At 39.3% G+C, this 24,850-nt stretch carries 19 protein-coding genes and 1 pseudogene; 14 read left to right on the forward strand and 6 right to left on the reverse strand.

The window, feature by feature from the left end:
• The first annotated feature begins 92 nt into the window (after window positions 1-92).
• Window positions 93-1,301: a hypothetical protein gene (locus G7074_RS01030; protein ID WP_166206271.1), complete on the forward strand. Its 1,209-nt coding sequence runs from the start codon at window positions 93-95 to the stop codon at window positions 1,299-1,301.
• A 117-nt stretch (window positions 1,302-1,418) separates the two neighbouring features.
• Here the strand turns inward: G7074_RS01030 and G7074_RS01035 are convergent, their stop codons facing one another.
• Both G7074_RS01035 and G7074_RS01040 read right to left on the reverse strand, forming a co-directional pair.
• On the reverse strand, window positions 1,419-2,072 hold the full coding sequence (locus G7074_RS01035) for a zeta toxin family protein (RefSeq protein WP_124561159.1): 654 nt from the start codon (window positions 2,070-2,072) through the stop codon (window positions 1,419-1,421).
• Entirely contained in the window at window positions 2,056-2,286 is a 231-nt protein-coding gene (locus G7074_RS01040; RefSeq protein WP_166206274.1) for a hypothetical protein, read from the reverse strand. The genes G7074_RS01035 and G7074_RS01040 overlap by 17 nt, the downstream gene beginning before the upstream one ends.
• A 304-nt stretch (window positions 2,287-2,590) precedes the next feature.
• On the opposite strand from G7074_RS01040, the gene G7074_RS26450 reads away from it, so the two are divergent.
• From G7074_RS26450 to G7074_RS01075, 8 genes and pseudogenes are all read left to right on the forward strand, one after another.
• Complete coding sequence (locus G7074_RS26450; protein WP_205944138.1) at window positions 2,591-2,839, forward strand: hypothetical protein; 249 nt, start codon at window positions 2,591-2,593, stop codon at window positions 2,837-2,839.
• Window positions 2,840-2,883: 44 nt separating this feature from the next.
• Complete coding sequence (locus G7074_RS27785) at window positions 2,884-3,018, forward strand: hypothetical protein (RefSeq protein ID WP_370526634.1); 135 nt, start codon at window positions 2,884-2,886, stop codon at window positions 3,016-3,018.
• A 111-nt stretch (window positions 3,019-3,129) separates the two neighbouring features.
• A pseudogene (locus G7074_RS27790) lies at window positions 3,130-3,246 on the forward strand (integrase); the annotation flags it as partial.
• 750 nt (window positions 3,247-3,996) lie between these two features.
• Window positions 3,997-5,091, forward strand: a complete 1,095-nt coding sequence (locus G7074_RS01055; RefSeq protein ID WP_166206277.1) for a DUF1573 domain-containing protein — start codon at window positions 3,997-3,999, stop codon at window positions 5,089-5,091.
• A gap of 49 nt (window positions 5,092-5,140) precedes the next feature.
• Window positions 5,141-5,416, forward strand: coding sequence for a chitin binding peritrophin-A domain-containing protein (locus G7074_RS27795; protein WP_370526635.1), 276 nt, complete (start codon window positions 5,141-5,143; stop codon window positions 5,414-5,416).
• A gap of 45 nt (window positions 5,417-5,461) precedes the next feature.
• Window positions 5,462-5,914, forward strand: a complete 453-nt coding sequence (locus G7074_RS01065) for a hypothetical protein (RefSeq protein ID WP_124561163.1) — start codon at window positions 5,462-5,464, stop codon at window positions 5,912-5,914.
• A gap of 10 nt (window positions 5,915-5,924) precedes the next feature.
• Window positions 5,925-8,057, forward strand: a complete 2,133-nt coding sequence (locus tag G7074_RS01070; protein ID WP_166206280.1) for an outer membrane beta-barrel protein — start codon at window positions 5,925-5,927, stop codon at window positions 8,055-8,057.
• 1,314 nt (window positions 8,058-9,371) lie between these two features.
• A complete protein-coding gene (locus tag G7074_RS01075) occupies window positions 9,372-10,310 on the forward strand; it encodes a WD40 repeat domain-containing protein (RefSeq protein ID WP_166206283.1) in 939 nt (312 codons plus the stop codon).
• Window positions 10,311-10,947: 637 nt separating this feature from the next.
• On the opposite strand, the gene ppsA is transcribed toward G7074_RS01075, so the two are convergent.
• A complete protein-coding gene (gene ppsA / locus G7074_RS01080) occupies window positions 10,948-13,401 on the reverse strand; it encodes a phosphoenolpyruvate synthase (protein WP_124561166.1) in 2,454 nt (817 codons plus the stop codon).
• 121 nt (window positions 13,402-13,522) lie between these two features.
• Here ppsA and G7074_RS01085 point away from each other — a divergent pair, with 121 nt between their 5' ends.
• The 5 genes from G7074_RS01085 to G7074_RS01105 all read left to right on the forward strand — a co-directional run bounded on the left by G7074_RS01085 (window position 13,523) and on the right by G7074_RS01105 (window position 20,567).
• Window positions 13,523-14,407, forward strand: coding sequence for an AraC family transcriptional regulator (locus G7074_RS01085; protein ID WP_124561167.1), 885 nt, complete (start codon window positions 13,523-13,525; stop codon window positions 14,405-14,407).
• Between the two features lie 645 nt (window positions 14,408-15,052).
• Window positions 15,053-17,884: a DUF11 domain-containing protein gene (locus G7074_RS01090; protein ID WP_166206286.1), complete on the forward strand. Its 2,832-nt coding sequence runs from the start codon at window positions 15,053-15,055 to the stop codon at window positions 17,882-17,884.
• A 20-nt stretch (window positions 17,885-17,904) separates the two neighbouring features.
• Complete coding sequence (locus tag G7074_RS01095; RefSeq protein WP_124561169.1) at window positions 17,905-18,600, forward strand: hypothetical protein; 696 nt, start codon at window positions 17,905-17,907, stop codon at window positions 18,598-18,600.
• Window positions 18,601-18,633: 33 nt separating this feature from the next.
• Window positions 18,634-19,578: a gliding motility-associated C-terminal domain-containing protein gene (locus tag G7074_RS01100; RefSeq protein WP_124561170.1), complete on the forward strand. Its 945-nt coding sequence runs from the start codon at window positions 18,634-18,636 to the stop codon at window positions 19,576-19,578.
• Window positions 19,579-19,589: 11 nt separating this feature from the next.
• Entirely contained in the window at window positions 19,590-20,567 is a 978-nt protein-coding gene (locus G7074_RS01105; protein ID WP_166206289.1) for a type IX secretion system membrane protein PorP/SprF, read from the forward strand.
• A gap of 18 nt (window positions 20,568-20,585) precedes the next feature.
• Here the strand turns inward: G7074_RS01105 and G7074_RS01110 are convergent, their stop codons facing one another.
• From G7074_RS01110 to G7074_RS01120, 3 genes are all read right to left on the reverse strand, one after another.
• A complete protein-coding gene (locus G7074_RS01110) occupies window positions 20,586-20,831 on the reverse strand; it encodes a hypothetical protein (protein ID WP_166206291.1) in 246 nt (81 codons plus the stop codon).
• A gap of 365 nt (window positions 20,832-21,196) precedes the next feature.
• Window positions 21,197-22,462, reverse strand: coding sequence for a hypothetical protein (locus G7074_RS01115; RefSeq protein ID WP_166206294.1), 1,266 nt, complete (start codon window positions 22,460-22,462; stop codon window positions 21,197-21,199).
• Between the two features lie 67 nt (window positions 22,463-22,529).
• The gene (locus G7074_RS01120) at window positions 22,530-24,836 is read right to left on the reverse strand and encodes an arylsulfatase (protein WP_166206297.1); all 2,307 of its coding nucleotides are present in this window, start codon (window positions 24,834-24,836) and stop codon (window positions 22,530-22,532) included.
• Between the last annotated feature and the right edge of the window lie 14 nt (window positions 24,837-24,850).

The raw sequence follows: 24,850 nt of genomic DNA on the forward strand, positions 1-24,850 counted from the left end.
GATTGCCAAAGCTTAAAAACGATTTCAAAATACTAATATACAAGCGATTGCAGAGAAGGTTCGCCCCCTAATGTAACTACCGAACTTTCCAAATGGAAAAAGGTGGAAATATTAAAAAATCGGATTTTGTCGGGATTGGCTTTAGAGATGGTATGCCAGAAAGTGTTGGCGCTTCTATTAAAGGCAAGGTATGGAGCCCTGCGCGCATTGGAGATGTTTTACAGTGGAAAGGCTGGTGCCAGAAGATGGGTAGTCTGATTACTGCTGATTCAATAGATGCCAATCAGCTTTTGAAAGATTCCGCAGAAAAGGTTCAACTTGAAGTTTTTCCAGAATCTATTATTGTACTGGCAACCGACTGGAATGAGGAACTTTATACCAAAATCCATAAGCTGTCAATGGAGGGGCCTCAGATTTCGGGTGTTATGTTATCGGAGTGCATCCTTCGTAGTATTTCTGTAGCTGGGAAGAAAGCTAATTTTGTGCTAAATATGTTGGAAAAAGAATTTGATTTTTCAATTACCTTAGGTGGCGATAACGGACATATCGTGGAAGGACTAGATATTAGTAAAGTACACGTTGTCGGATTAAAAAGCGATCTTTTGCCGCTAAAAAAATTCTTTGAAGAAAATCCACCTACGCTATTTATTATGGGTGGTTCAACCATCGCAGGATCGATTCAAACTAGATTTAATCTTGGGGATAGTGCTATAATACAGATACCAAATGATAGGATCAAAAAGCTTTCATGGGAAGAGGTGGTTTTTACAACGGAATCAATGTATAAAAAAGGAATAGCAAGGCCCTATTCAGTCCAAGAATACATCATGAAGAATATGGTTGACCGCGGCGCCGTAATCGCTTTTAACGATGACAATTCTGGTGAATCCGCTGATGTTGTAGCTATTTTTGAGGAGGATAATGTGGTCCGATTTGAACTCATACATTGCAAATATTCGAAAGCAAAAGCTGGAGCCAGGCTTGATGATCTCTATGAGGTATGTGGCCAGGCTGTCGTTTCTTTGCGCTACAAATGGAAACCTGAAGAACTTTTAAAACATATGGATAGACGGAACGGCACTGGTGTACTAAAGGGTAAAAGATATTTTCACGGCAGTAGCCGCGATACAGAATATATTAAAAAAGCGATTAGATATAAAGAAGCGGAATTTGAGTTCGCTATTGCCCAGCCGGGGGTAGAGATCAACGCCATCACAACCGACATGATGAATTTTTTGGGATCAATATATTCAACAGTGGTGGAAATGACTGAAACTAAATTGAGATATTATTTTAGTTAAACATACTTGCCTTATCCTTACTAATATGCTTATCGGTTCATTATTGCAACATATTAAACACGCTGGGTATTTCACAAAAAAATGGATCTACAGCTATTTTTGTCAGTGCATAATATCTTAGTCAATACTTCTTGATCGTATTAATTGGCTGTACATTTTGGGCAAATACCGTTTAAACCATTCTGGCAACTCTGAATCGCTTAATGGAGAATAGCAATCTTCACCGTGAATGCTAAAGATCGGTAGCATTTTACCTGTTGTATCAATAATTTCAATGGTATGAAAAATGGGGTAATAATCATCAAGCATCTGCATATTCCCATAGAAGTTATTTTCGATATCCAATGGGCTAACATGGAACCCGTTTTTCTTGACGCGCATATCTACCCTTTTTACCGATGATGGGACATGATCAAGCCCACAGAAAACAAGATTTATTTCAAAACCAGCTTCTTTAAATCGTTTGGGAGTTTTCCAAGCACCATGACCAGTAAAATGGCCTTCATAAGCAAAGTGTTTATGGTTTTTAATGTGGTCGTCCACTAATTCCAAAAAGTGCTCTTCTAGTGCTTCGTTTGCTAATTTTCTGGCTTCCTTACTGACTTTAAATTGTTGATAGAATTCAGTCTGCTTTTTTGCGAAAAAAATGTCTCCATCAAATATTTGTAATTGATCAAACTCGACTGGGAGCAATGCCTGCTTCAAGGTTGATTTACCAGCACCATTGCTTCCGGTGATAATAAATAGTTGTGGTTTATTTAAGGATGGCATGTTTTCGCTTAACCAACTCGCTTTCGCGCTTATTAAGTACCTTTAACACGACCCTTGGTAGTTCGATATTTTTTAGGTTAACCTGTTCAATTTTAATACTTCCATCAGGATATAAGTAATAAGCCTCATCCTCCAAAAGTTCCCGATCAGTTACCATGAAACAATAACCCCTACTCAAATCTTCTTCTCTAAGTTTTTGAATGACTGATTCCATTGCGCTAATTTTACTAGCATAAAGGTTTTGAAAGTAGCTTCCCCCCTAGCAATCTGGTTTGAATGCTCATTTGTGAACGGAAACATTTCTACCTGAAATCTGTCTTTCGCAATTTTCTTGGCCATATCACAAAATTATAGATTTATTATTAACAACATAACGTTTTTTTTCTTAATAAATTTTTCCAGTATGATTTTTATCTTCTTAAGGCAATTAAATTAATTGGCTTTGTTTATGCTTTTAATGACAAGCTATAGCAGGACGAGACTACATTAGCTATCGGGGATGGAAGTTCAATTACTTCATGAAATATAGCATACTCAAAACGCTTGGTCGTAAGCAAAAAAGAACCGTCGGACAAATACTTGAGAAGTATAGAGATGGAACGGATGTGGTCATCCCCTACAGGGATAACAAAGGCAACGGGAAACAAAGAGTGTGGTATAATGGCGGTTTCAAATGTAAACGCTTTACAGATATTTACGAGGATAATCAATACGATAAAACACCTAACACCATGTATCTTCCAGCCCCGCACTTGTGGAAAGGTTAAAAGAGAAAAAGTATGAACTGTGCGGTGTAATGGGAGGCCTCGTGATGCATCACGTACGTAACATCAATCAGCTTAAAGCTGACACCAGATGGAATGCAGTGATGATCAAACGCCATCGTAAAACGCTCGCAGTCTGTCAATATTTCGATGCATTAATCCACAAAAGCTATGATAAGTAAGGTTATGTTGACAATGGAGAGCCGTATACATGGAGACATGTACGTACGGTTCGGGGCGGGTTAGCAGAGACTTACCACCGCAAGGTGGCAAAGCGCTGTTGGCCTAGCCCACTGAAAGAAATCGCAGATATATGCGGTATCAAAATACCTCTTTCCTACCATATTGCCCGCCATACCTTTGCTACCACAATCACCCTCCAGAACGGAGTACCTATCGAAACCGTAAGTAGTCCCAGTACAAAGGCTCAATCTGCCATACGTCTAGTCGGTGTTTGATAACATTTTTTATGTATTTTATTTTAGCATTCAAAATTAGTTAACTGTGCGGCGGCAGTTCTTAACCTAATTTAAGAAATGAACGGTGAAAAAAAATTATAATGCCCTGTTTAGTGGTAATAATGCTAATAAGGCAATAGTTTATTCCGATATAATTATCATAGCTATGCAAGGTAGAAAATACCTGTCCAGGAAAGATACCAATCCCCTCTTTTAAGGCCCTTCTGGTAAGCTCCAATCCGTCAATTTTGGTGGGGAGTTCAATCCATAAGCTAAATCGCGGTGATTCGTTTAATTATAGTTCTGTATTGGTGCAATTCCAATCTCCCGGGTATCGGGTTTAAAACTAAATCCACATGGGAATAGTTTAGGCCGAGAAAACTGATCAATTCTTACAACAGCATTATCCCTTAAAATTATTTTAAAATAAATCTACTCCCTACTATATTAGTTAACCGTCATGTATTTAAATCGAGGTATTACAATATATTTCGTTCTAAACATGCGCCTAACCAATAAAACAAATACAAAACCAAACAGAGATCAAACTCATCTCTCCATCCGCTTTAACGACAAAGTAAAAGGTGATGCTTTTGGGCATCTCTCAAATATATTTAAGGGATTGTTAAGATCATTAGCCTGATCCTTAAATTGAATTGTCCATAATAAAAATTATATCAACCACCTAAATTTAATTTCTTAATGAAAAAGCTCTCAACAGTAGCTACTCTATTTCTTGTATTTTTTCTTTTTTCCTGCAAGCAGCAACCTAAAAAAGAAACTTTTCTCCATAACCAATCCATCACTGAAGGTTTTCAAACTGCTGTGTCAGAAAAAAAAGGTTTGATTTTAATTTCAAATAAGTCAGGCTGTACCATATGCGAGTCATTTGAAGTTGACCTGATGAAAGATAAAGACTATGCCGAAAGTATTTATCAAAATTTTGTCCTGCAACGTGTAGATGAAAACGCTGTCGGAAACAAATGGCTCGCGAGGCTTTTAAACAGAGGTAGTTTTCCTATTTTTTTATTCTTTAATAAGAAAATGCAATTAACGGGAATTGAAATGGGAGCCATTAATAAAAAAGAAATGGGAACCTATATTGCTCGTGTCTTAAAGGGTAAAAAATGGGTTGATCATTTCTACCAGCCCGGTGATGAGACAGGCATGTCTGCGGATAGATTGTTAACCTATGTTGAAAATGGCTATAACGCAGAATACTACTGGACTTTATACCAATCTAAACAAAATCCAGCTAAAATAGACCTGATGGAGCCTGCCCTAAAAAAGAGTATAAAGGCTTATTCAACTTTTTATAATAATTATTTACTGGCGAAATATTATGCTTTAAAAAAGGATAGTATACAAAGTAATGAAGCTGCAAAACTGGCATTATCGGTAAATGATGGAACATCACTTTACTTTAATAATGGCCTTCGGACAGAGCTCAAAATGATTATCGACAGCAAATTTGACGCTTTTAAAGAGCCTTATGTTGGGATTTCGCAGACTGAGCAGAACTTCGGAAATGTAAAATTTGGAGAAAAAAAGATTGCAACTTTTAAGGTTACTAATTTGGGTAAAGCAAAACTGACGTTCAATAATATTCTAAGCGACTGTAATTGTACGGTAGCCGATTATCCAAAAGAGGGTATTGAGCCTAAAAAGAGTGGAAATATCACCTTGACATTCTCATCAAACAAGCCTGGTGAATTCAGCCATATGGCGGAAATTGGATCAAACGCAGTCAATGCACCTATACAGTTAACCATAAAGGGTGTAGTATTGGGCGATTAATAAACAGAATTCTTTATTCTTAAAACTTAAATAAAACATCATGAAAAAAATGTTCTCAATTACGACGGCCGTGCTATTGTTAGCAGGCGTAACCATTACAAAAAGTCAGGTAGTCACCCCTGTGAAATGTGCTGATGACGAGCTTGGTAAATATTTTGCATCTACTACCGATTGCTCTGTATACTACCTATGTGCCGGTAGCTCATCACCCTATTACTGGTACATAGGTAGTTGTCCTCCTGGATTGCATTTTAATGACGAGACCAGTACCTGCGATATTCCTAGCAAGATTACCCACACTTGTGGATGTAATGAACAACCCTAGTATCGATAATTAACAAGATAAGTAGACTCTTAATTTTTGTAAAACATGAGAAAAGCAATTTGGATTACGTTTTTTTTAGCTTTAGGTTTCGTGCGAGTTAAAGCACAATCTGAAGTAGCAAGAGATATTGAAAGGGCCCGAATGCGCTCCGGAGGGATCGGGTCTGCTAAAAGCAACAAAATTTATAAAAAAGTAGTGCAACTCCTCGATGTGAGCACAAATGCACCTGTTGCAAACCACTATTTTAACGTTTACAAGAGTGGCACACTTGTTTTCCCAAGTCAAACCAATGATAAGGGTTACGGAATGATCATTATGCGAAACGATACTTATTATGGCAAAGTAGAATTAGACCTCAACCCTCCAGCTCAAGATCCAGGTGCTTTAACCAAGCGCAATACGGAAAGCTACAAATTGGTAGAAGCAGGTAATATCTCCTTTCTATCCAAAAAAGAATTGATAGATACCGTAAAAGTATATGTTAAAAAAATGAACTAATCTTTAGGCTTTGGATTACATACAAAAAGGAGTTCTTGTTCTTATTTCCATTGTATTTATTCATTTGAATAGTTATGCCCAGGAAAAAAAGCCTATAGAGCTTAAGGATGTAACTATCAAGGGGAGCAATAAACCCCTAAGAGAAACGGCAAAGGGGGTAATTTTGGACATTAGTAAAATTGCTGATGCTAAATTACTCACCCTTGCCGAAATCTTAAAAACCATACCGGGTATAGAAGTTGACGACAAGGGGAAAGTCAGCTACATGGGAAAAGAATTAACAGTATTACGCGATGGTGTAAACGTTGCGGGTTTTTCCAATCAGCTAACCAATAGCTTAAATAGCAGCAATACCGGTAACAGTTATAAAAAAATCGAGTTGAATCTTTATGACCTCAAAACCGAAGGGCCAACACTAAGTTTTGTAGCCACTAAGTATGAGCAGGGTTATTTTGGGAGTGTGATTGCAAATGCGGGCAGCAATTCGTCTATGGCAATGGGCAATATGTCCTTGAGTAAAAACAAGTACTTGCTTAACTTTAGCACCTCAGGTAATTTGCAATATGCCCCATCGTCAGAAAACTATGTTAAAACCTTTTTCGATCAAACCCTCGCCCAGGAAAACCGGGATTTAAAAGTCAGCGGAATTAATATCCAAAACTATCAATTTAGCGTTGCCAATAGTTATTTTATCAATCCCAAAAGCACTTTAAATGCATCTGTAAGCTACGGTTCTTCCCTAACCAAATACGGTATTGCCAACCGAATGCAGCAGTATCAGAACGGTGCATTAAATAATGAGAGTATTACCGCTCTCGATATGCGCAATCCGATGGGTAAAAACCCAAATCTTGGCGCTAAGCTAAGCTATATATACAAAATCAAGAAAAGCGAAGCGGTAAGCCAAAGATTTGATATCGCCTTGGAATACGATAATAACCATACTTTAAGTGAAACTTCTGTAAATACCCAATCTCTGTTAAACGTATTTTTACCAAACAGTAACTACAACAGCGATAATACCACGAAAATGAATAATATTTTCGGTTTACTAGGCTATGAATTTAACCATGAGGGGCTTGGGGATTTTGAATTTGTAGCCCGTTATTTCAACCGCAAAAATTATCAGCGCTACGATTATACTTACCAAACCGATTTAGCGGGTAACCTTGTCAATCTTTTTCAAGATAACAATATTGCCTATAACTATGGGGCGCTACTTGCTAGCTGGAGCAAGAGTTTTAAGGGGCTATCCCTGCGAACTGTTCTAAAACAGGATTACAGCAGCGATCACATCTCTAACCTTAAAGGAAGGGATAAATTTACATTTTCTACTTTTTCCCCTTATTTATCATTACAACGGAGCTTAAAAAACGGCAGCATACGCCTTGAAGCACAATACAGTCAATCCAGGCCAAATTTAAACAACCTGACCAATATCATAAACTATGGGGCACAGTACGATACTGATAACCAGGTTATCATTGGCAACCCTTATTTAAAGCCTTCGAAATCGCTATATTTCTCAGGAATATACAATACCAATGTAAAAAGTATCAATCTTGTCTTTACGGGAAATTATAAGCATACAACGGATGCGATTTCAACTTTTGATACAACAGATGTAAGCAACGTACGTATCCGGACTTATCGCAATCTAGCCAGCCGAAACGATTATAACGGCAACCTATCTATAAATTTCTACCTTTTGCCGCGCTTTACTGTTCAGTTATTCACAAACCACATTTTTGGAGCATTCAAGGTTAGCGAAAAAGAATCAACAAATGCTTACCGCTGGTCAAATGGGCTCACTCTGGGTTTTACACCCGTGCCGAATATTAGATTAGGCGCAAACTCGAGTATCAGCGGGGGTTCAAGTTTTCAATCCAAAACAAAAGCACAAATTAACACCGGTTTATCCGCTACTTACATTAAAAGCAAACTAAATTTCAGCCTATCCATTAATAACTTTCACCAACCTTATTTTAATAACTATAACTGGATATACGGATATGGTTACCAAACTTCCAGCCAAAGCAGGAGCAGGAGAATAGCGGGTAATTTAAGCATCAATTATAGCTTTGGTAAGCCAGCTAAAACAACGGGCGCCAATGGGAAGGAAATCAAAAAAGATGATATGTAAATTCCTGGTTAAATCGCTTTATCCAGATCACAGGCAACCTTAAATTTAGTCCTAGCATTATCCAACCGTGATAAAAATATCTACTTCAGCATTTTCCCCATCTTGGGTTTGTCCTGGGTAAACTTCCAAATCATAAGTATATCATACCCGTCATTCTTAAAAGCCTATCGCTACATCTGTAACCCACTAACTCAAGGAATACTGATGAGAACGAAAAAAGAAAGACTTACCATTTTATTTGGTATTCAATTAATTCCATGTAATAAAATTGGCGGCCCCAATTTGGCTATAAATACCGCGAACGTATCATCCTAGCTTATGCGTGCGTGTTCTAATCTTCGCAACAGAGATAGCATTGGACATCTAACCGGCGATTAAAGCCATCGGACGTATGAGCGGATAGCCCGGCAGTTGCCCTTCACTAAATAAATTCAAAAACCTATAAAAGCAAAAAGCCACTGATGTTTACCAGTGGCCTTATTTCTCAAAACAATTTTCTTTTTATTTTGCGCTATTTTTCTTTTCTGTAACCTCTGTGGGGATTTCGGTAATAGTGGTTCTTCCCAAATTTTGGTGGTTTTCCATGATAAGTCTGGTTGTTATTCGTTAAGAAATAATGAATCTTACCAAACTGATTTTCTCATCAATCAATCCCTTTAAAGTAGTTTCAGTAGATAACCATGGCAACTTTGTTAATATCTTTGTACAGAGCAGGCAAAAGATCTGCCGTTGCCCGAACGGCCTAAGTCCTTCAAAGAAGCTAAATAGCTATTATTTAAGAAAGTTCCGTGACCTGCCTACGTTTGGGAAGTCATGTAATATATACCTGCAGTCTAGAAAATACCGATATATTAAAACGTTCTGTAAAGATGAGATCTTCACAGAACGTTTTGATGACCATTTCGAACCATGTAAGCGACAGACAAAAAGATTGGATGAGAAATTATTAACCACCGCCTTAAATGGGTGGAGGACCCGTTGAGTGTATTTGCAATACATTATCCATGCCCGTGAGTGATTTACTTGTCGTTTGTTTCAATTAAAAAATACAAATTACTATTCAGAAGTCGAGATGGCATGGTACCAATGTATCAGCAGCTGTAAAGAAAATAATTACTGTTGAAAAAACAGACGATAAGTTTAAATGTGGAACGCGCGGCCATTTTGCCGAAATACCCAAATAAAAGCATGATGTAAAGTTTTTATTTACAAAGTTTACATTTTTATTTACAATCAAAAGTATGCCCCCTAAAGATATCATAGTATTTTCGCTAAGTCAAATTCTTTATCTTCATAAATCTGAAATTTACTATTATGATAAAATCGCTTTTATTTACGTTATTAGTTTTCTTAAGTCTTTTTACATTTTCACAAACTGCCTTACCCGAAAAGAACTTCAAAGGTCACAAAGAAGCCATATACGTTACAGCACAATCATCAAATGGAAAATGGTTGCTTTCTGGTAGTGCTGATGACACAGCCATATTGTGGAATGAAAATGGTGAGATAGTTAAACAAATTACTGGTCATCTAAGAAGTGTAAATGATGTCGCATTTTCACCAGATAATAAAAGATTTATCACTGCAGGAAGCGATGAAACTTTTGTCATATGGAATATTAATGGTAAGAAAATTAAAGTAGTAAAAGCCGACAAGATTTATGTAAAAACTGTGACCTATTCAAATAATGGAAGATACATATTAAGTGGAGGGGGAGATAATACAGCTAAGTTATGGACTTCGGACGGGAGACTTATTAGGACATTTAAAGGGCATGATTGTACGATATATCAGGCAAGCTTCTCGCCTGATGACAAAAAAATCGTGATTGCCAGTTGCGATAATTCCGTTTCTATTTGGGATTTAACAGGAAAAAAATTAAAGACCTTAAATTACCACTCAAGCGGTGTTACTTCGGCAAGCTTTTCGCCTGATGGACAACAGATATTGACGGCTAGTTTTGATAAACAAGTTGCATTATGGAGTATAAAAGGTAAGTTGCTTAAATCTTTTAAAGCCCATGACGATGAAATTAATCAAGCTCAATTTTCTAAAAATGGCAAATATATTCTTACGGGAGGTGAAGATGGCATTGCAAAATTGTGGCGATCAAATGGACAGCTTGTAAGAACTTTTGGTGACATCAATACTGTTGAATATACCAGTGCAATTTTTTCAGAGGATCAGAAATTCGCGATAGTATCCTCTAAAAATAATAGCATAAACTTTTATAGATTACCTGAGCTTAAATGATTTTCATTTGCTGTGATTGTTCCAATTAAATATAAATCTACAAAATAAAACATTTTTAAGAAGGCAATAATTTGGGTTACAAATTATGACAAACCACGGCATTTTGATTTTTTTGATAACTGAGTATCTCTAAACGTCCCTCTTTTACCTATTCAATGAAAGTGGATTGCAGCAAATAAACTATTTTCATGTAGGCCTTTATTATTTCGGCTCTTACTGTACTTTTATTTCTTTTGTCAGCTTTTACATTCTCATTTATTTTTGTTCATTTAACTTTAGCAAAAAGAGGGTGTTACTTTGGTTTTTGGTATTTAGTGGCTTTTTTGACCAAATAACACATATGCGAGGTGCCTCAAAAGGTGTCTCAGATTTTCCGGAACACCGATACACCTCTTTAGAACTTAAAAATATGACTATCAACTAGTTTACATCAAAAATATTGACTTTTTTGACTGTAATCTTAACTTTATTTCACCTTTAAGATTACTTTTATGAAAAGAAATTTCAGTCTTATCTTCTTTTTGAAGAAAAAAACACAGACCAAGAGGAATATACGCTTATTGTAATCACATTCAAAACCTGCAGCTCTTTTCAGTAAAACAGGTTAATTATATGGCTGGCTTTAAATTTTAAAAGATCAGGCCACACCTCGCGGAGCGACAACGGTTGTTAGCTTATCTTCTATTTCTTTAACAGCCATTACGGTTTTCATAAAAGAATCAGGCGTTACAGAAATAGAATCAATTCCGTTTTCGACTAAGAATTGTGCAAAATCCGGATAATCTGAAGGTCCCTGTCCGCAAATACCTACTTTTACGTGCATCTTTTTAGCCGATTTGATCAAATTCGAAATCATTATTTTTACGGCATCGTTACGTTCATTGTACAGGTTAGCCACAAGTGATGAATCGCGGTCCAATCCCAATACCAATTGCGTTAAATCATTCGATCCAATAGAAAAGCCATCGATGTGTTTTGCAAATTGCTCGGCAAGGATAACGTTTGAGGGCACTTCAGCCATTAAATAAATCTCCAGACCATTTTCGCCACGGGTAAGGCCAAATTCGCTCATGGTACTCTGAACCAGTAAAAGTTCATCTACAGTACGGCAAAACGGAATCATCACCACTACATTGTCCAATCCCATCACTTCGCGCACCTTTTTAATCGCTTTGCATTCCATTCCAAATGCTTCTTTATAGGCGTCGGCATAGTACCTCGAAGCACCCCGCCAGCCAATCATCGGATTTTCTTCTCCAGGCTCAAAGTATTTGCCTCCCGGCATGTTGTAGTATTCATTGGTTTTAAAATCTGAAAAACGAACAATTACCTGATTTGGATAATAAGCCGCGGCAATTTTTGCGATACCAAACGAAAGTTTTTCGATAAAGTAGTTTTCTTCATCCTCGTAACCCGCAATAGCGGCCTGCACGTGGCTGCTGAGCGCGGCATCATTTAAACTCCGGTGCTTAAGGAGTGCCATGGGGTGAATTTTAATGTAGTTGTTGATGATAAATTCTTCGCGGGCCAAACCAACTCCTTTTGCCGGATAACTGGCGTACTGAAATGCAATATCCGGCGATCCGATATTCATCATAACCGGTGTCCTGACTTCCGGCAATTCTGAGAGCTGGTGTTCATATTTGGTAAACCAAATCCTTCCATCATAAATAATTCCCGCTTCTCCTTCTGCACACGAAACCGTAATTTCTTTGCCGGTTATTAAAATTTCAGTGGCATTATCGCAACCAACTATTGCGGGCACTCCCAATTCTCTTGCTACAATTGCTGCATGGCAGGTACGCCCACCTTTGTTGGTAATAATTGCAGCAGCTTTTTTCATAATGGGCTCCCAATCCGGATCAGTCATTTCGGTGACCATAATATCACCGGGAAGGAAATTAATTTCGTGAATCCTGCTTTTTTCGATCCCCTTCAGGTTATGCACTTTTCCGAAAGCAATTTTATCGCCAACCGCAATACCACGTAGCAATACCCTACTGGCCCTGCTGGCATCATTAATCCGGTATTCGGTAATGTAGTTCAGTTCTTTTAGCGAATGGATAGTTTCGGGTCTTGCCTGCACAATAAAAAGTTCGCCAGTAATCCCATCTACCGCCCATTCTATATCCATAGGGCACCATTTGCCTTTTAACCGAGTATAATAATCTTCAATAATCATTACCCACTTGCTCAATTGCAATACCTGATTGTTGGTAAGGCAAAATCTCGTGGTATCTTTATCTGGCGTTTGAATCACCTCTACAGCAGTTCCCTGGCGGGTGCCATAAATCATTTTCTGCTGTTTATGACCTAATTTCTTTTCAATGAGCGCAGGATATCCTTTTTTAAGCAAAGGTTTGTAAACGATAAATTCATCAGGATTGATCGCTCCCTGTACTATCAGCTCGCCTAAACCGTATGAACCATTGATAATGACCGCATCTTTAAAGCCGCTCTCAGTATCGATTGAAAAAGCAACCCCTGAAACACCCATATCAGACCGTACCATTTTTTGAATACATACGGAAAGGCCAATATTAAAATGCCCAAACTGAAATGATTCCCTATAACTAATTGCCCTATCGGTAAATAAAGAAGCAAAGCAGTTTTTAATGGCCATTAACAGGTTTTGTGCCCCTCTAATATTAAGGTAAGTATCTTGCTGACCGGCAAAAGATGCATCGGGAAGATCTTCGGCAGTTGCCGACGAACGAACTGCTACACCGAGTTTATCGAAATTAGTGGCATCAATCAGTTTCTGGTAAGCATCGAGTATTTCTTTTTCCATAAGATTAGAAAAATGGCCTTTTTGGATCAAGCCCCTGATTTGCTCGCCGCAGGAATATAAGGTCTGCAGATCTGTAATGTCCAGTTGCTGAAGAATATCTCTGATCTGCTGATCGAGCTGATTATCTTTTATGAATTGAAAGTACGCCGCACTTGTAACAATGAACCCATCTGGCACTTTTACGCCTAAAGGTGTAAGTTGTTGTAGCATTTCTCCGAGAGATGCATTTTTTCCTCCAACCTGATCGATGTCACCTATAGAAGCTTCTATAAGTTCCATGGTAAATCTGCTTTGTTTCATGACCGTTAAATTTTAAACTAAGGTATTGGCTTGATGGAGTCTTCTTTTGTTAAATATTAAGAAAAACTAATATTATATTAATAACTTTATTATACATTTCTGTATTTTATATTCATATAGTATGAAAGATTTTTTCTGTCAGGTTTTAAAGGTCGAAAACTCTACTTTCAGGCTAGCTGAAGCCAATACTTACCATGCCCTCAATAACTTTCACAGCCACCAGCAAATCGAACTGATTTACATCAAATCAGGAGTAGGCACTTTTTCTATTGGCAATACTTCTAAAAGAATTTCGAGCGATACCATGATTTTAATCGGCAGTAATGTACCGCACATGTTTAAATTCGAATCGAACAGATATTATGATTATGCCATGAAGTATTGCAAACCACCTGTTCCGCTAGAGCTGCTCACGCTACATTTTGACCACAATAAGCTGGGTGATGATTTTTTAAATCTTGCTGAAAATAAAATGATAACGAACTTGCTGGCAGAGGCAAAAAAAGGGCTTTTCATTAATCACCAGTCAAAAACAGTTACAGTAGATTATTTAAAAAAAATTGAAACTGCAAACAGCTACGAACAGCTCCCATTACTACTGCAACTTTTTAATAAAATTGGAGAAAGCGAAGAAACGTTGAGCCTGCTGAACGAGGAAAAGAAAAAGCCTTTTAAAAAGATCGATGAAACCAGATTAACCATGGTCTACCTCTATACTATGGATAATTTTTACAAAGAAATTAAGCTGAAAGAAATCGCCAATATTGTGCATATGGTTCCCAATGCATTTTGCCACTATTTTAAATCGCGAACCGGAAGAAGTTACTTCGACTTTTTAATTGAGGTAAGAACAGAACATGCCTGCAAGTTATTACGAGAGGAAAATGATAGCGTAACGGCTGTTTGTAACGATTCGGGTTTCACCAACCTATCTAATTTTAACCGGTACTTTAAGCTAAAAACAGGAAAATCGCCATTGGCATACCGGCAAAGTTTCAGAAAATAAGCACAAAGTCAATTATTTTAATCAGGTCTTTAGCGACCAGGCAACTTATTCAGGCCAAAACCACCCTCCAAAAATTCACAAAAGCTTAATATTGACACCTGTATTGATGCCAAATTCATCCTCTGTTTGTACGGTTTCATCAAAAAAAACTAACTAAAACATCCTGCTATACAACAAACGCAAATTAGAAAAACCAAAACCTCAAACAACAAATCTAGTGTACCTCTAATTACTTATTTATGAGTAGTTTATTTACAACAAATTCATCAGCTACAATCTTTTAACTATTCAAAACTCATCACGATTGTGTATATTAAATAATACTTAATTACAACTATATAAAAAAGACTGAAAAACCGCTATTTAAGTTGGTGTAAAATTAACACAGCCCACACTTGAGCGAATAATATTTCAGGTATTTTAGTGTTGAAGAAATCCTTAAACTGAAATTTTACATTTTTAAATAGATTATTAATTCTACAAAGCAGTAATAACCTATTGTCTCAACTTTATCCGACTTGCTTTTGCTTGATTTGGATGAAATTGATGTGTATGGTATTGGTTAGGAGACTGATTAAACCATCCATGATTAGAGCGCTACTTAGGTTAGTTTTTTTTATAATTATCTTCCTTTTATCCACCTTAGTGGGAACGCTTGTCTATGCTATTCCAGTTTCTGTTAAAGCTCCTCCATTTACCAATTACCTGAGAGAAAAAACAGCTAAAGCCAACTATTTTCGGGCAATTAGCTATGCCAAGCATTACATTGCTCCGGCCCCATGGCAATACTGGAGCAAGGCCAACGAAATTGTAATTACAACCGATAATACCACAACGGTTACCGGCACCATTAAAAAAAGCGATGGCACCATAATTACCACCTTTAGCTGCTCGCAAAATAACCCTTTTACCTATCGTTTTGCTGGCTTACCAAAAGATGCTCCTGCTTATAGTTTAAATACGGTAATATCGGCTGCAGGTATTATCGTAGAGGCTACCACTTCAATTGCTGTTAATTTAAGAAATGTGGCTTCTGATGCGCTGGGCACTGATGGAGGCGATGGAGATATAAAAGGAAATGCCTCTTTGTTCAGTTTTGGCGATGCGGCAATTGGCAACTCTTTTAGGGTGGGTTATTACCGGGATGGTAATCTTGCAGGTTCATCACATACTCCCATATACAGCATCATGGCTATTGACAACAATACCATTGTTAAAATTGGCGGGGTGGCAACGGCCACTTTAAATGCAGGGCAAAGTTATCTCTTCCATGCGCCAATAGGTACTTTGGTCGAATCTTCTTCTTCTGCAGTGATGAATACGGCTGCCGACCTTGATGCCCCAGGTGGTTGTGGCGACGGGGCCTTTAATCCAATTCCACCCATAGCAGCACTGGGTAAAGAATATGTAATTGTAAGGGGTGAGGGAAATCTTACGGCCGAACAATCGACAGTTATTGCTACCGAAGCAAACACTACAGTAACCATAACTCATTTCGATATTAGCGGAACGCAGAAAACAACATTAACTGTTACACTGCTACAGCCTGGCGATAAATATACTTTTAACCATGGCTATGTTTATGGCACTTACGATTATACCACTAACACTGCACGCTTCTCCTCCTCTATCATTGTAGCCAATAAAAATGTCGAAGTTTTTTCCGGAACTGGCGGAGTTTCGGTTGGCGGAGGCTGCGAGGTAGATGTGGCGACATTAGTTCCTATATCAGGCTGTTCGGGTTCTAAACGTGTAGAAACAACTAAGTTTACAGCCTATACTGCCAGTAGCGATCTTCCTTATTTCGGTTATATTTTAACCAAAAGTGCCGATCCTATATTGTTAACCACCACAGGCGGTAGCCCAACCTATACCAACCAGAGTATTGAAACTATTGCAGGTATAGGTACCCGCAAACCACTGGGCAGCAGCGGACTTTCGTTAATCAGTTTTACCAACACCACCATTGGCCAACCCAGTATTGTTGCAATTACCAGTTTAGGCAGACTTACCATTTCGATGGTACAACAGGGAGCCGGCTTTTCGATGTCGAATTTTATTACGCGTTTTCCTGAAATGGCTGAGCAGCCTAATGTAAGTCAGACAAATTGTGCAACAGCCACACTTACCGCTGTTGCCAATGCAGCGCCTTACCAATGGTATTTAAACGGAGTAGCCATTAGTGGCGCTACCTCCAATATTTATGTAGCAAGCGCATCTGGCAACTACAGTGTGAGTTACCAGCTCGAATGTGGCACTAGTGCCCCCTCTCTACCCATCAACATTTCGCTTTGTAATATCGACAGGGCCATTACCAAAAGCGTTGATGTAGATTACCCTGAGCTGAACACCAATGTTGAGTTTACTTTAAAGGCAGAAAATTTAGGCAATGGTAATGCAGTGGGCGTATCGGTTTCTGATCAATTACCAACAGGTTATATCTATGTTTCCAGCATTGCTCCGTCGGGTACCACTTACGATGCAACAACAGGAATCTGGACGATTGGCGATTTAGCAAGTATGGCCAACGCAACATTAAAAATTACCGCCAAAGTTGTGCAAACCGGGGTGCTTACCAATACGGCTACCATTACCGGTTCGCAACCAGATCAGGTAACTTATAACGATCAGAGCAGCGTATCTACCACTACTGGATCGGGTGACCGAATTGTGTGTATCAATACCGTTATGGATCCGATTATTTACACCATGCCAAATGGGACCAACACTGTTGTGGTTAGCAACTTACCTGCTGGAATAACCTATAGCTATAGCAAACCTGCTAAAAAATTAACCATTAGCGGTACGCCAACAGTGGCAGGTGCAGCAGCTACTTACAGCATTTCTACCACGCCTTCATCAAGTTTTAATTCGTCGGGAAGCATTACCGTAAATGGCAATGTGAGTAATCTTCTATTTAATAGCGGCTTAACCAGCAGTCGCTGCGCGGGTGCCGGAACCGATACCTATCTGGCTACTGCAAGCAACACCACCGGCATTGTTTACAGTTTATCACCTTTATCTGCCGGGCTAATTAATGCTTCAACCGGGCTGGTAACCTGGTCGGCTGGTTTTAGTGGCACAGCAACAATTACGGCAACAGCCAAGGGTTGTGAAGAAAAAACACAGACTTTTTTAGTTACGGTAAATCCGCCTCCAGGCCTCACATTGGGAAGCGATCCAGAGCTTTGCCAGGGTTATAACACTGCTCTGCTCAGTTATACCAACCCGGTAAACACTCCTACTACCTATAGTATTAGCTGGGTATCGTCGGGTTTTCCTGCTGAAAACAACCTGACACTTCCGGCTTCAACGATACCTGTTACTGTTCCCATTGATGCCCCTATTGGCACTCATGCCGGGATTTTAACAATTAAAAATGCAGCAGGCTGTACTACACAAATCAATTTTAACATAAAAGTAAATCCAAAACCTACAGCACCACATGTGCTGGTTAACACTAATTCACAATATTAAATCACTTAAAAAAAATCCCCATGAAGAATTTCTTTACCAAAACCGTTTTAATTATTGCAACGATCGTATTATTCGGTAGCTTTTTAACTGCATCGGCACAAACTTTAGCACCAAATACGGCCGGAGTAAATCTTTTTTGCTCAGATGGCGAGCTTACACTGCCTGCTGCTACTGCGGGTACAGACTGGATTGTAAAATACAGTGCAACTTCTACCACTACGCCTTCAACCGGCATTACATTAACCGGTGGGAATAAAGTTGCCAATGCTGATTTAAAAACAGGTTACTACTATCTCAGTTCAAAATCTACTACACCAGGTTCCTGCGAATCGGAAATGCAGGAAATTCCGGTATATGTATTAAAAGCGTTGGCACCCGGCATTAATCCTGCCGATTTCTGCGTAGAAAGTCCATTGGCGCAGGTAGGTAGCGTTACCAACCCAGAAGATCCAACCAAAGCAGCATTGGTTTATCAGTGGTACACTGTAGCAGGAGGAGCCGAAACCATTATAGCCGGTGCAAACACACTAAGCTATACACCTACGGCACCAACTGTTGGAAGCATTACTTATCGTTTAAAAGTGGGATATGAAATTAACGGCAGTAAATATTGCCCTCAAATTGTAGATAAAACCATTACTGTAACCGCTAAACCAACCAAACCAACAATTAGTATCGGTACGGCACAGGGTACGGCAACTGCGGTAACTTTCTAAAAGTACCCATCAATTTCCCGGTAAGTCTGATACATGAAACTGAGGTTTTATACCTTCTTGTTGCTGCTATTCCTTTTATTATTTAAAATAGACGGATACAGCCAGGATGCTCCGCCAGGGCACCAAACGATTACGATCACCGAAGGGTCGTCGGTAATCCTGCGTGCCAAATCGGATGGGGCCAATACGTACATATGGTTTAAAGACGGGATACTGATTCAGGGGCAAAATAAATCGACATTGATTACCGCAACAGCAGGATTTTACAAGGTAGCCTCCATTAATAAAGGCGGCTGTACTTCTGATTTATCGGAAGATGTACAAATACTGGTTGTTCCTGGTCGCTCGGCAGATGTATCTATTACCAAACGCTCGGCATCGAGAACGGTGGTGAACGAGGAGGTTTTTGAATATTACCTCAACGTAAGAAATAATGGCGCAGATGATGCCACAGGACTGGTTATTGAAGATAAACTACCGGAGTACCTCAGTTTTGAAAGCCTTTCGGCACCTACTGATGGAACCGCTGATTACGACCCTGCCTTACGCACAGTGAAATGGAAAATTGATGGACTGGCCAATGGAAAGTTTGCAGAACTGGTAATTAAAGTCAAATCGAAACAAATGGGTTTAGTTAGCAATACCGCAACAGTAAGTGCAAATGAAGCCGATCCAAATCTTAGTAACAATAGCTCAACCGATAATAAAGAAATTTCGGGTTTAAGGATACCAAACGTGTTTACGCCTAATGGGGATGGCAAAAACGAAACGTTTTACCTCGAACACCTGAACTCTTATCAATTTAATGAGGTTACTATTATTAACCGCTGGGGAAGTACGGTTTACCAAACCAGCGACTATAAGAACGACTGGACGGCGCCCGGCCTGAGTGATGGCACTTATTTTTATGTAGTGAAAGTTAAAAATGGCAGCGCCGACTGGATTGCCTATAAAGGATATGTAACCGTGATCAGATAAAATAAAACAACATGAAAACGATAGCGAAATTAATGATGGTGATGATGTGTTGCTTTACCAAAATGGCTTTTGCACAGCAAGACGCACAGTTTGGACAATATGTTTTCAACGGCATGTACATTAACCCGGCCTATACTGGCTACAAGGAAGAGCTGTACTTACAAGCTTTTGCCCGTGCACAGTGGACAGGCGTTAAAGGTGCTCCGCAAACGCTTTCTATATCGGCCGATGAAGCCATTAACGATGAAAGCCTGGGCATAGGTGCCATTATTACCAAAGACAAAATCGGGGCGCAGAATTCGTTAAATGCTTCGGTTAATTTTGCTTATCGCATTAAACTCGATCGTACCGAAACCAACATATTGGCCTTCGGTCTGGGTGTTGGCGTAATGCAGGCAGGCCTGAACGGGAATTTACTCGACCCGATTGAGCAGGGCGACAACCGTATTCCGCTGGGCAGTGTAAGCCAGATTACTCCTGATATCAGGGCAGGTATACATTACTCCAACGAGAAATTTTTTATTGGTTTCTCAGCCAATAATTTACTGAGCAAGAGTTTATCATTATTCGGCGATTACAAATTACTTAATCTTAAGATTCAGCCGCATTTTTACCTGAGCGCCGGAGTAGCTTTGCCCTTTTCCCAAGATTTTGTGTTTAAACCTACTTTCTTGATTAAAGATGATTTACATGGCCCAACCTCTCTGGATTTAAATGCTTTTCTTTTGGTTAAAGAACGTTTCTGGATTGGTGGGGTGTACCGAAGTTCGGTTAAGCTATATCCGAAATCCAATTTGCAAAGCAGTTTAACAGCAAGAAGCGCAGTCGGGTTAATTTCTGAACTTTTTGTACGCAGTAACCTCCGCATTGGTTATGGTTACGATTATAGCTTAAATAAACTGAGCAATTATGATTATGGCTCGCACGAAATTTCAGTAGGTTATTACCTGGTAACCAAAAAAAGCCGCAGGCCTAAATGTTATTTTTAAAGTAGCCAAGGGATTTTTTTACATCAATTTTAATTTGCAACCCGTGTATTTATGGAGCATATCAACCGCCCTGGGGTTTAAGCTTCCTTGATCCAGAGGCAAAAGGCCAAACAACTGCATCAGTGTGCGTGTACTCAGGTAATCATTCTGTGCGGTAAAAATTTTAATCGAGAGTAGGTTACAAAAGTTCCTATCGATAGTGGCAGGCTTAATTTTTTGAAGTAAAGCCATTCTTAAATCTTCCAGTTTTTTTAAGTCGTTCATTATTCATTAAAATAATCCAGCTAAAATTAAGTTTCAACCTGACACGCTGCAACTGGATATTGACAAATGACAATGTGAAAATTAAAAAAAGTATTTTTTCATCGTACAAATGTATTATGGATAAAAACCTTTAGACATTGAAATGAGCTAAAAGATAACTGGGGATTAGTGCCCCAAAATCATCACTATGAACAAAAAAATATTCAGTATGATAAGAAATGAGATCAAATAGCTTATTTTAAGCAGTGGCTTAAATGTGCAGCATTAGGGCACGTGGCAGGATTTGCAAGCAATATGGCGTATTTAACCGGAAGGCTATTTGTATTAACCTCCCGGTTTTATGAAATGATTTTAGGCCAGCTGAGTTACAGCTGTTGGGCTAATTCCAATTGAATTGCCTCTTTGATCATCAAAGCGGTTTGTTCCAGTATTTCTGGCGATGTAGCTGTTTCGTTATCAACGGGTGTATGAAAGAAGGGATTAAAATCGGCACCCACAAAGCCAAAATAAGTAGCGTAGCCATATTTTGCAGCGACACTAAGTTCGCCTAAAGCCACATTGCCCAATTGTGTAATGGTTTTCCTATCGAAAGCCTGGTGCATGGTATTTTCGAGGTTCGAACTGTAATAAACCCTTCTTTTCGGATCAACAGTTTCGAGTTTATTAATACCTGTTGCTGTTTTCTGGTAGCCGTTTATCGCAAAACTGGCGCCCAAATGCACCCATAACCTCACATCTGAAGGTTTAGGAGCCTTTTTATCAATAAATACATGTGTACCCCTATGATCTTCCAATTCGTGTGATGAATTGGCTATAAAAACGAAAGTATAAGGCGGTTTAGCCACGCTTACCCATTTAGCAATGGCGTTAAAAATTGCAATACCCGGGCCACGTTCGCCACCACAGGTAAACCAACCGCTAATTGGGGTAGAAACGATTACGGTTTGCTTGCCAGAGCCAATTTTGGCAATGACATTACGTGCCTGCACGTCTTTTAAACTGCCCTTAATTTGAAGCGAAACCCGCGTACCTGATATAAGCTGTGTGGTATCTTTTGGTGCTAGCTGAACTACCGGAATTTTCCACGACGCTTTAGGCTGGGTATTTAATGCCGCTATTTCGCCTGCATCGTTATCAACAATTAAAACAATAGCACTGGCATGTTGGGCTATTAAATCATTAAAACGGTCTAGTTTTTCTAAACGATCAATGTATTTACGGTCTTCTTTTTTTAACCTGATTACGGCTATTTTGCCCGAAACAGATTGTTTATCGTTATCAGCATCAACAAGCTCGGCATTTAAAGCAACATTTGCAGCAGCCACAGGCCAAAGCGGAAATACATTTAAGGTACTATCTTTGATTTTTAACGAAGCGCTTTCGAGAAAATACTGTTTAACAGGAAAATAGAGGTATTCGGTTTGAAAGCCGAAACCATCCAGTTTATTTTTAAGCCAGGCCGATGTTGCGTTATCGCCACTTGTTGCAGTTCTATGCACGCCGAAATTAACATACTGTTTAACATCGTCGAACAGTTTATTTCCATTAAAAGACTCATCACCAGGATTGTTTTGTGTCCATAAGGTTTGGGTTAAGCCCAGCAGGAAAAAAACCTTCAATATTATTTTCATCTTTCTTTTGATCAATTATTTTGCAAAAAACAGGCTGTCAGTTATCTGGCAGTCTGTTTTTATCATATTATTTATATTCGATAGTTACATTGTTCAATTTTCCGGTAAAATTGAATGGAGCTTTGTACCGATCAGTTACCGGCGAATTTCGGTCTGCGCCTACGTCGATACCATCTTTATAAATTGCAATCCTACCTTCGGCAGCCACCACATTTCGCTCGCCAACCTTTTTATCGTTAATATAAATGGCTTCGGTGCCAGCGGGTGCATTTTTATCTTTACTTTCATGAGCAGGTGGCGTAAAATTAAATTCGAACTTTAACTTCGATTTACCTACAGGCACAGCTGTGTCCGATTCGAGATATTTCACAATACTACCTGTGTTGTGCGCAACCACAAATTTTCCGTTTTTGATAAATAAACTTAAGCCCTCAAACTCAGAACCGGTGGCAAATAATACCCCTTCATCACTGGCCGATTTTATGTTTACATCAGCCGTTATCGAAAACGGATCATTCTGAAACTGTGGCCCGGTAAGGGTTAAAAACTGTTCGATACCAGCATACAAAACCACCTTTTTATCCAGGCCAAAGGGACTGCGTGCCCTTCCGCCAACACTATGCCCCAGAGCATTGTCGTTTAATGGAAATACATTATACTTAATGGCTTCCTGATCGAAAAGTGCCTGTAATTCTTTTACTTTTTCAGGGTATTTTGCAGCCAGGTTTATCCTTTCGTTAAAATCATCGTTCAGGTTATAAAGCTCCCAAACATCCTGATTGAAATCACTTCCCGATTTGTGGAAAACCGAAGCTTTCCAGCCATCTTTAACAATGGCCCGTTTGCCAAATAACTCGTAGTATTGAATTTTGTGGCGGTTTTCGGCTTTGGCATCTTTAAACGAATAAACCAAACTTGTTCCTTCCAACGGCTTTTGTACATAGCCTTTAATGGTTTCGGGAACTTTTGCGCCTGTAAGCTCGTAAATGGTTGGTGCTATATCAATTACATGACCATACTGCCCACGGATATCGCCTTTTTTCAACCCGCCATTAGGGTAATATACAATTAATGGCTGGTGAGTACCGCCTTCGCTGTTTGGATCGGCTTTCCACAACCTGAAAGGGGTATTGGTTGCCTGGGTCCAGCCCGATGGCGCATCCTGAAATGAATGTTCGGTACCCAGTTTATCGATGTTTTTATACAGCTCGGCTACTTGTTTATCTTCATCCAATGAGCTGATGTAACCGTTTAAGCTGCCATGTTCGGGACTATGGCTCGATCCGTTATCGCCAATGCTAACCAGAATAACGGTATTGTCGGCCTCTCCTATTTCTTTCAGGTAATTCACAATGCGGCCAAACTCGTAATCGGCATGGGTTAAGAAACCGGCATAAATTTCCATAAAACGGGCATAAACCTTCTTTTGCTCAGGCGATAAACTGTTCCAGGCTTTAACTGTCGGATCGCGATCTGGCAGTACTGCATTGGCAGGTATTACCCCCAGCCTTTTCTGACGGGCAAAAACCTCTTCCCTGTACCAATCCCAGCCTTTATCGAACTTGCCTTTGTATAAATCGCTCCATTTCTTATCTACCTGGTGCGGCGAATGAATTGCGCCTGTAGCAAAATAAAGGAAGAAAGGCTTATCATGTGCAACAGATTTCTGATTGGAAATGTAGTTAATGGCTTTATCGGCCAGCAAAGTAGTGAGATGTTTTCCGTTGGGTTCTACATCAACAACCTTGGTATCTTCGTACAAATTGGGGTGGTACTGATCGGTATGGCCTAGCTGGAAGCCGTAAAAATGATCGAAACCACGGCCAACAGCCCATCGGTCATAAGGCCCTATTGCGGTTATTTCGTTAATGGGTGCAACATGGTATTTCCCTACGGCAAAGGTGCTGTAATTATTTTCGTGCAGTACTTCGGCAATTGTTCCTTTATCGGCAGGCATAATGGCATCATAACCCGGAAAACCACTCGAACTGTAATTTAAGGTACCCATGTGTACCGAATGGTGGTTACGGCCCGTTAGTAGCGCCGCCCGTGTTGGCGAACAAACTCCTGTAGAGTGGAAATTGGTATAGCGTAAACCGTTGTTGGCCAAACTATCCAACACCGGGGTTTGCATTAAACCACCAAAAGCACTTGAGGTGCCATATCCGGCATCATCAATTAAAAAGACAATTACATTCGGTGCACCTGCGGGTGCTTTCTTCTTTTCGGGAAAATATTCCTGAGACTCAGCAGCGGTACGGCCAATCTTACCTTTAAAGCCTTTATCGGAGGTTAATGTTTGTGCTGAGGCCATTTGCAGCAGCGCAGCCAGTAAGACTACTGCACCTGCAATTTTATTCGGTATTTTTTTCATAATACGCATCGTTT

The organism is Pedobacter sp. HDW13, assembly GCF_011303555.1.
Lineage (GTDB): Bacteria > Bacteroidota > Bacteroidia > Sphingobacteriales > Sphingobacteriaceae > Pedobacter.

Bases quoted from the DNA above. Each gene is read 5' to 3' on its own strand.
- G7074_RS01100 (WP_124561170.1), top strand. From the start codon at position 18,634: ATGAAACTGAGGTTTTATACCTTCTTGTTGCTGCTATTCCTTTTATTA.
- G7074_RS01055 (WP_166206277.1), top strand. From the start codon at position 3,997: ATGAAAAAGCTCTCAACAGTAGCTACTCTATTTCTTGTATTTTTTCTT.
- G7074_RS01075 (WP_166206283.1), top strand. From the start codon at position 9,372: ATGATAAAATCGCTTTTATTTACGTTATTAGTTTTCTTAAGTCTTTTT.
- G7074_RS01035 (WP_124561159.1), bottom strand. From the start codon at position 2,072: ATGCCATCCTTAAATAAACCACAACTATTTATTATCACCGGAAGCAAT.
- ppsA (WP_124561166.1), bottom strand. From the start codon at position 13,401: ATGAAACAAAGCAGATTTACCATGGAACTTATAGAAGCTTCTATAGGT.
- G7074_RS27785 (WP_370526634.1), top strand. From the start codon at position 2,884: ATGCATCACGTACGTAACATCAATCAGCTTAAAGCTGACACCAGATGG.
- G7074_RS01110 (WP_166206291.1), bottom strand. From the start codon at position 20,831: ATGAACGACTTAAAAAAACTGGAAGATTTAAGAATGGCTTTACTTCAA.
- G7074_RS27795 (WP_370526635.1), top strand. From the start codon at position 5,141: ATGTTCTCAATTACGACGGCCGTGCTATTGTTAGCAGGCGTAACCATT.
- G7074_RS01115 (WP_166206294.1), bottom strand. From the start codon at position 22,462: ATGAAAATAATATTGAAGGTTTTTTTCCTGCTGGGCTTAACCCAAACC.
- G7074_RS26450 (WP_205944138.1), top strand. From the start codon at position 2,591: ATGAAATATAGCATACTCAAAACGCTTGGTCGTAAGCAAAAAAGAACC.
- G7074_RS01065 (WP_124561163.1), top strand. From the start codon at position 5,462: ATGAGAAAAGCAATTTGGATTACGTTTTTTTTAGCTTTAGGTTTCGTG.
- G7074_RS01040 (WP_166206274.1), bottom strand. From the start codon at position 2,286: ATGGAATCAGTCATTCAAAAACTTAGAGAAGAAGATTTGAGTAGGGGT.
- G7074_RS01085 (WP_124561167.1), top strand. From the start codon at position 13,523: ATGAAAGATTTTTTCTGTCAGGTTTTAAAGGTCGAAAACTCTACTTTC.
- G7074_RS01120 (WP_166206297.1), bottom strand. From the start codon at position 24,836: ATGAAAAAAATACCGAATAAAATTGCAGGTGCAGTAGTCTTACTGGCT.
- G7074_RS01030 (WP_166206271.1), top strand. From the start codon at position 93: ATGGAAAAAGGTGGAAATATTAAAAAATCGGATTTTGTCGGGATTGGC.
- G7074_RS01095 (WP_124561169.1), top strand. From the start codon at position 17,905: ATGAAGAATTTCTTTACCAAAACCGTTTTAATTATTGCAACGATCGTA.
- G7074_RS01105 (WP_166206289.1), top strand. From the start codon at position 19,590: ATGAAAACGATAGCGAAATTAATGATGGTGATGATGTGTTGCTTTACC.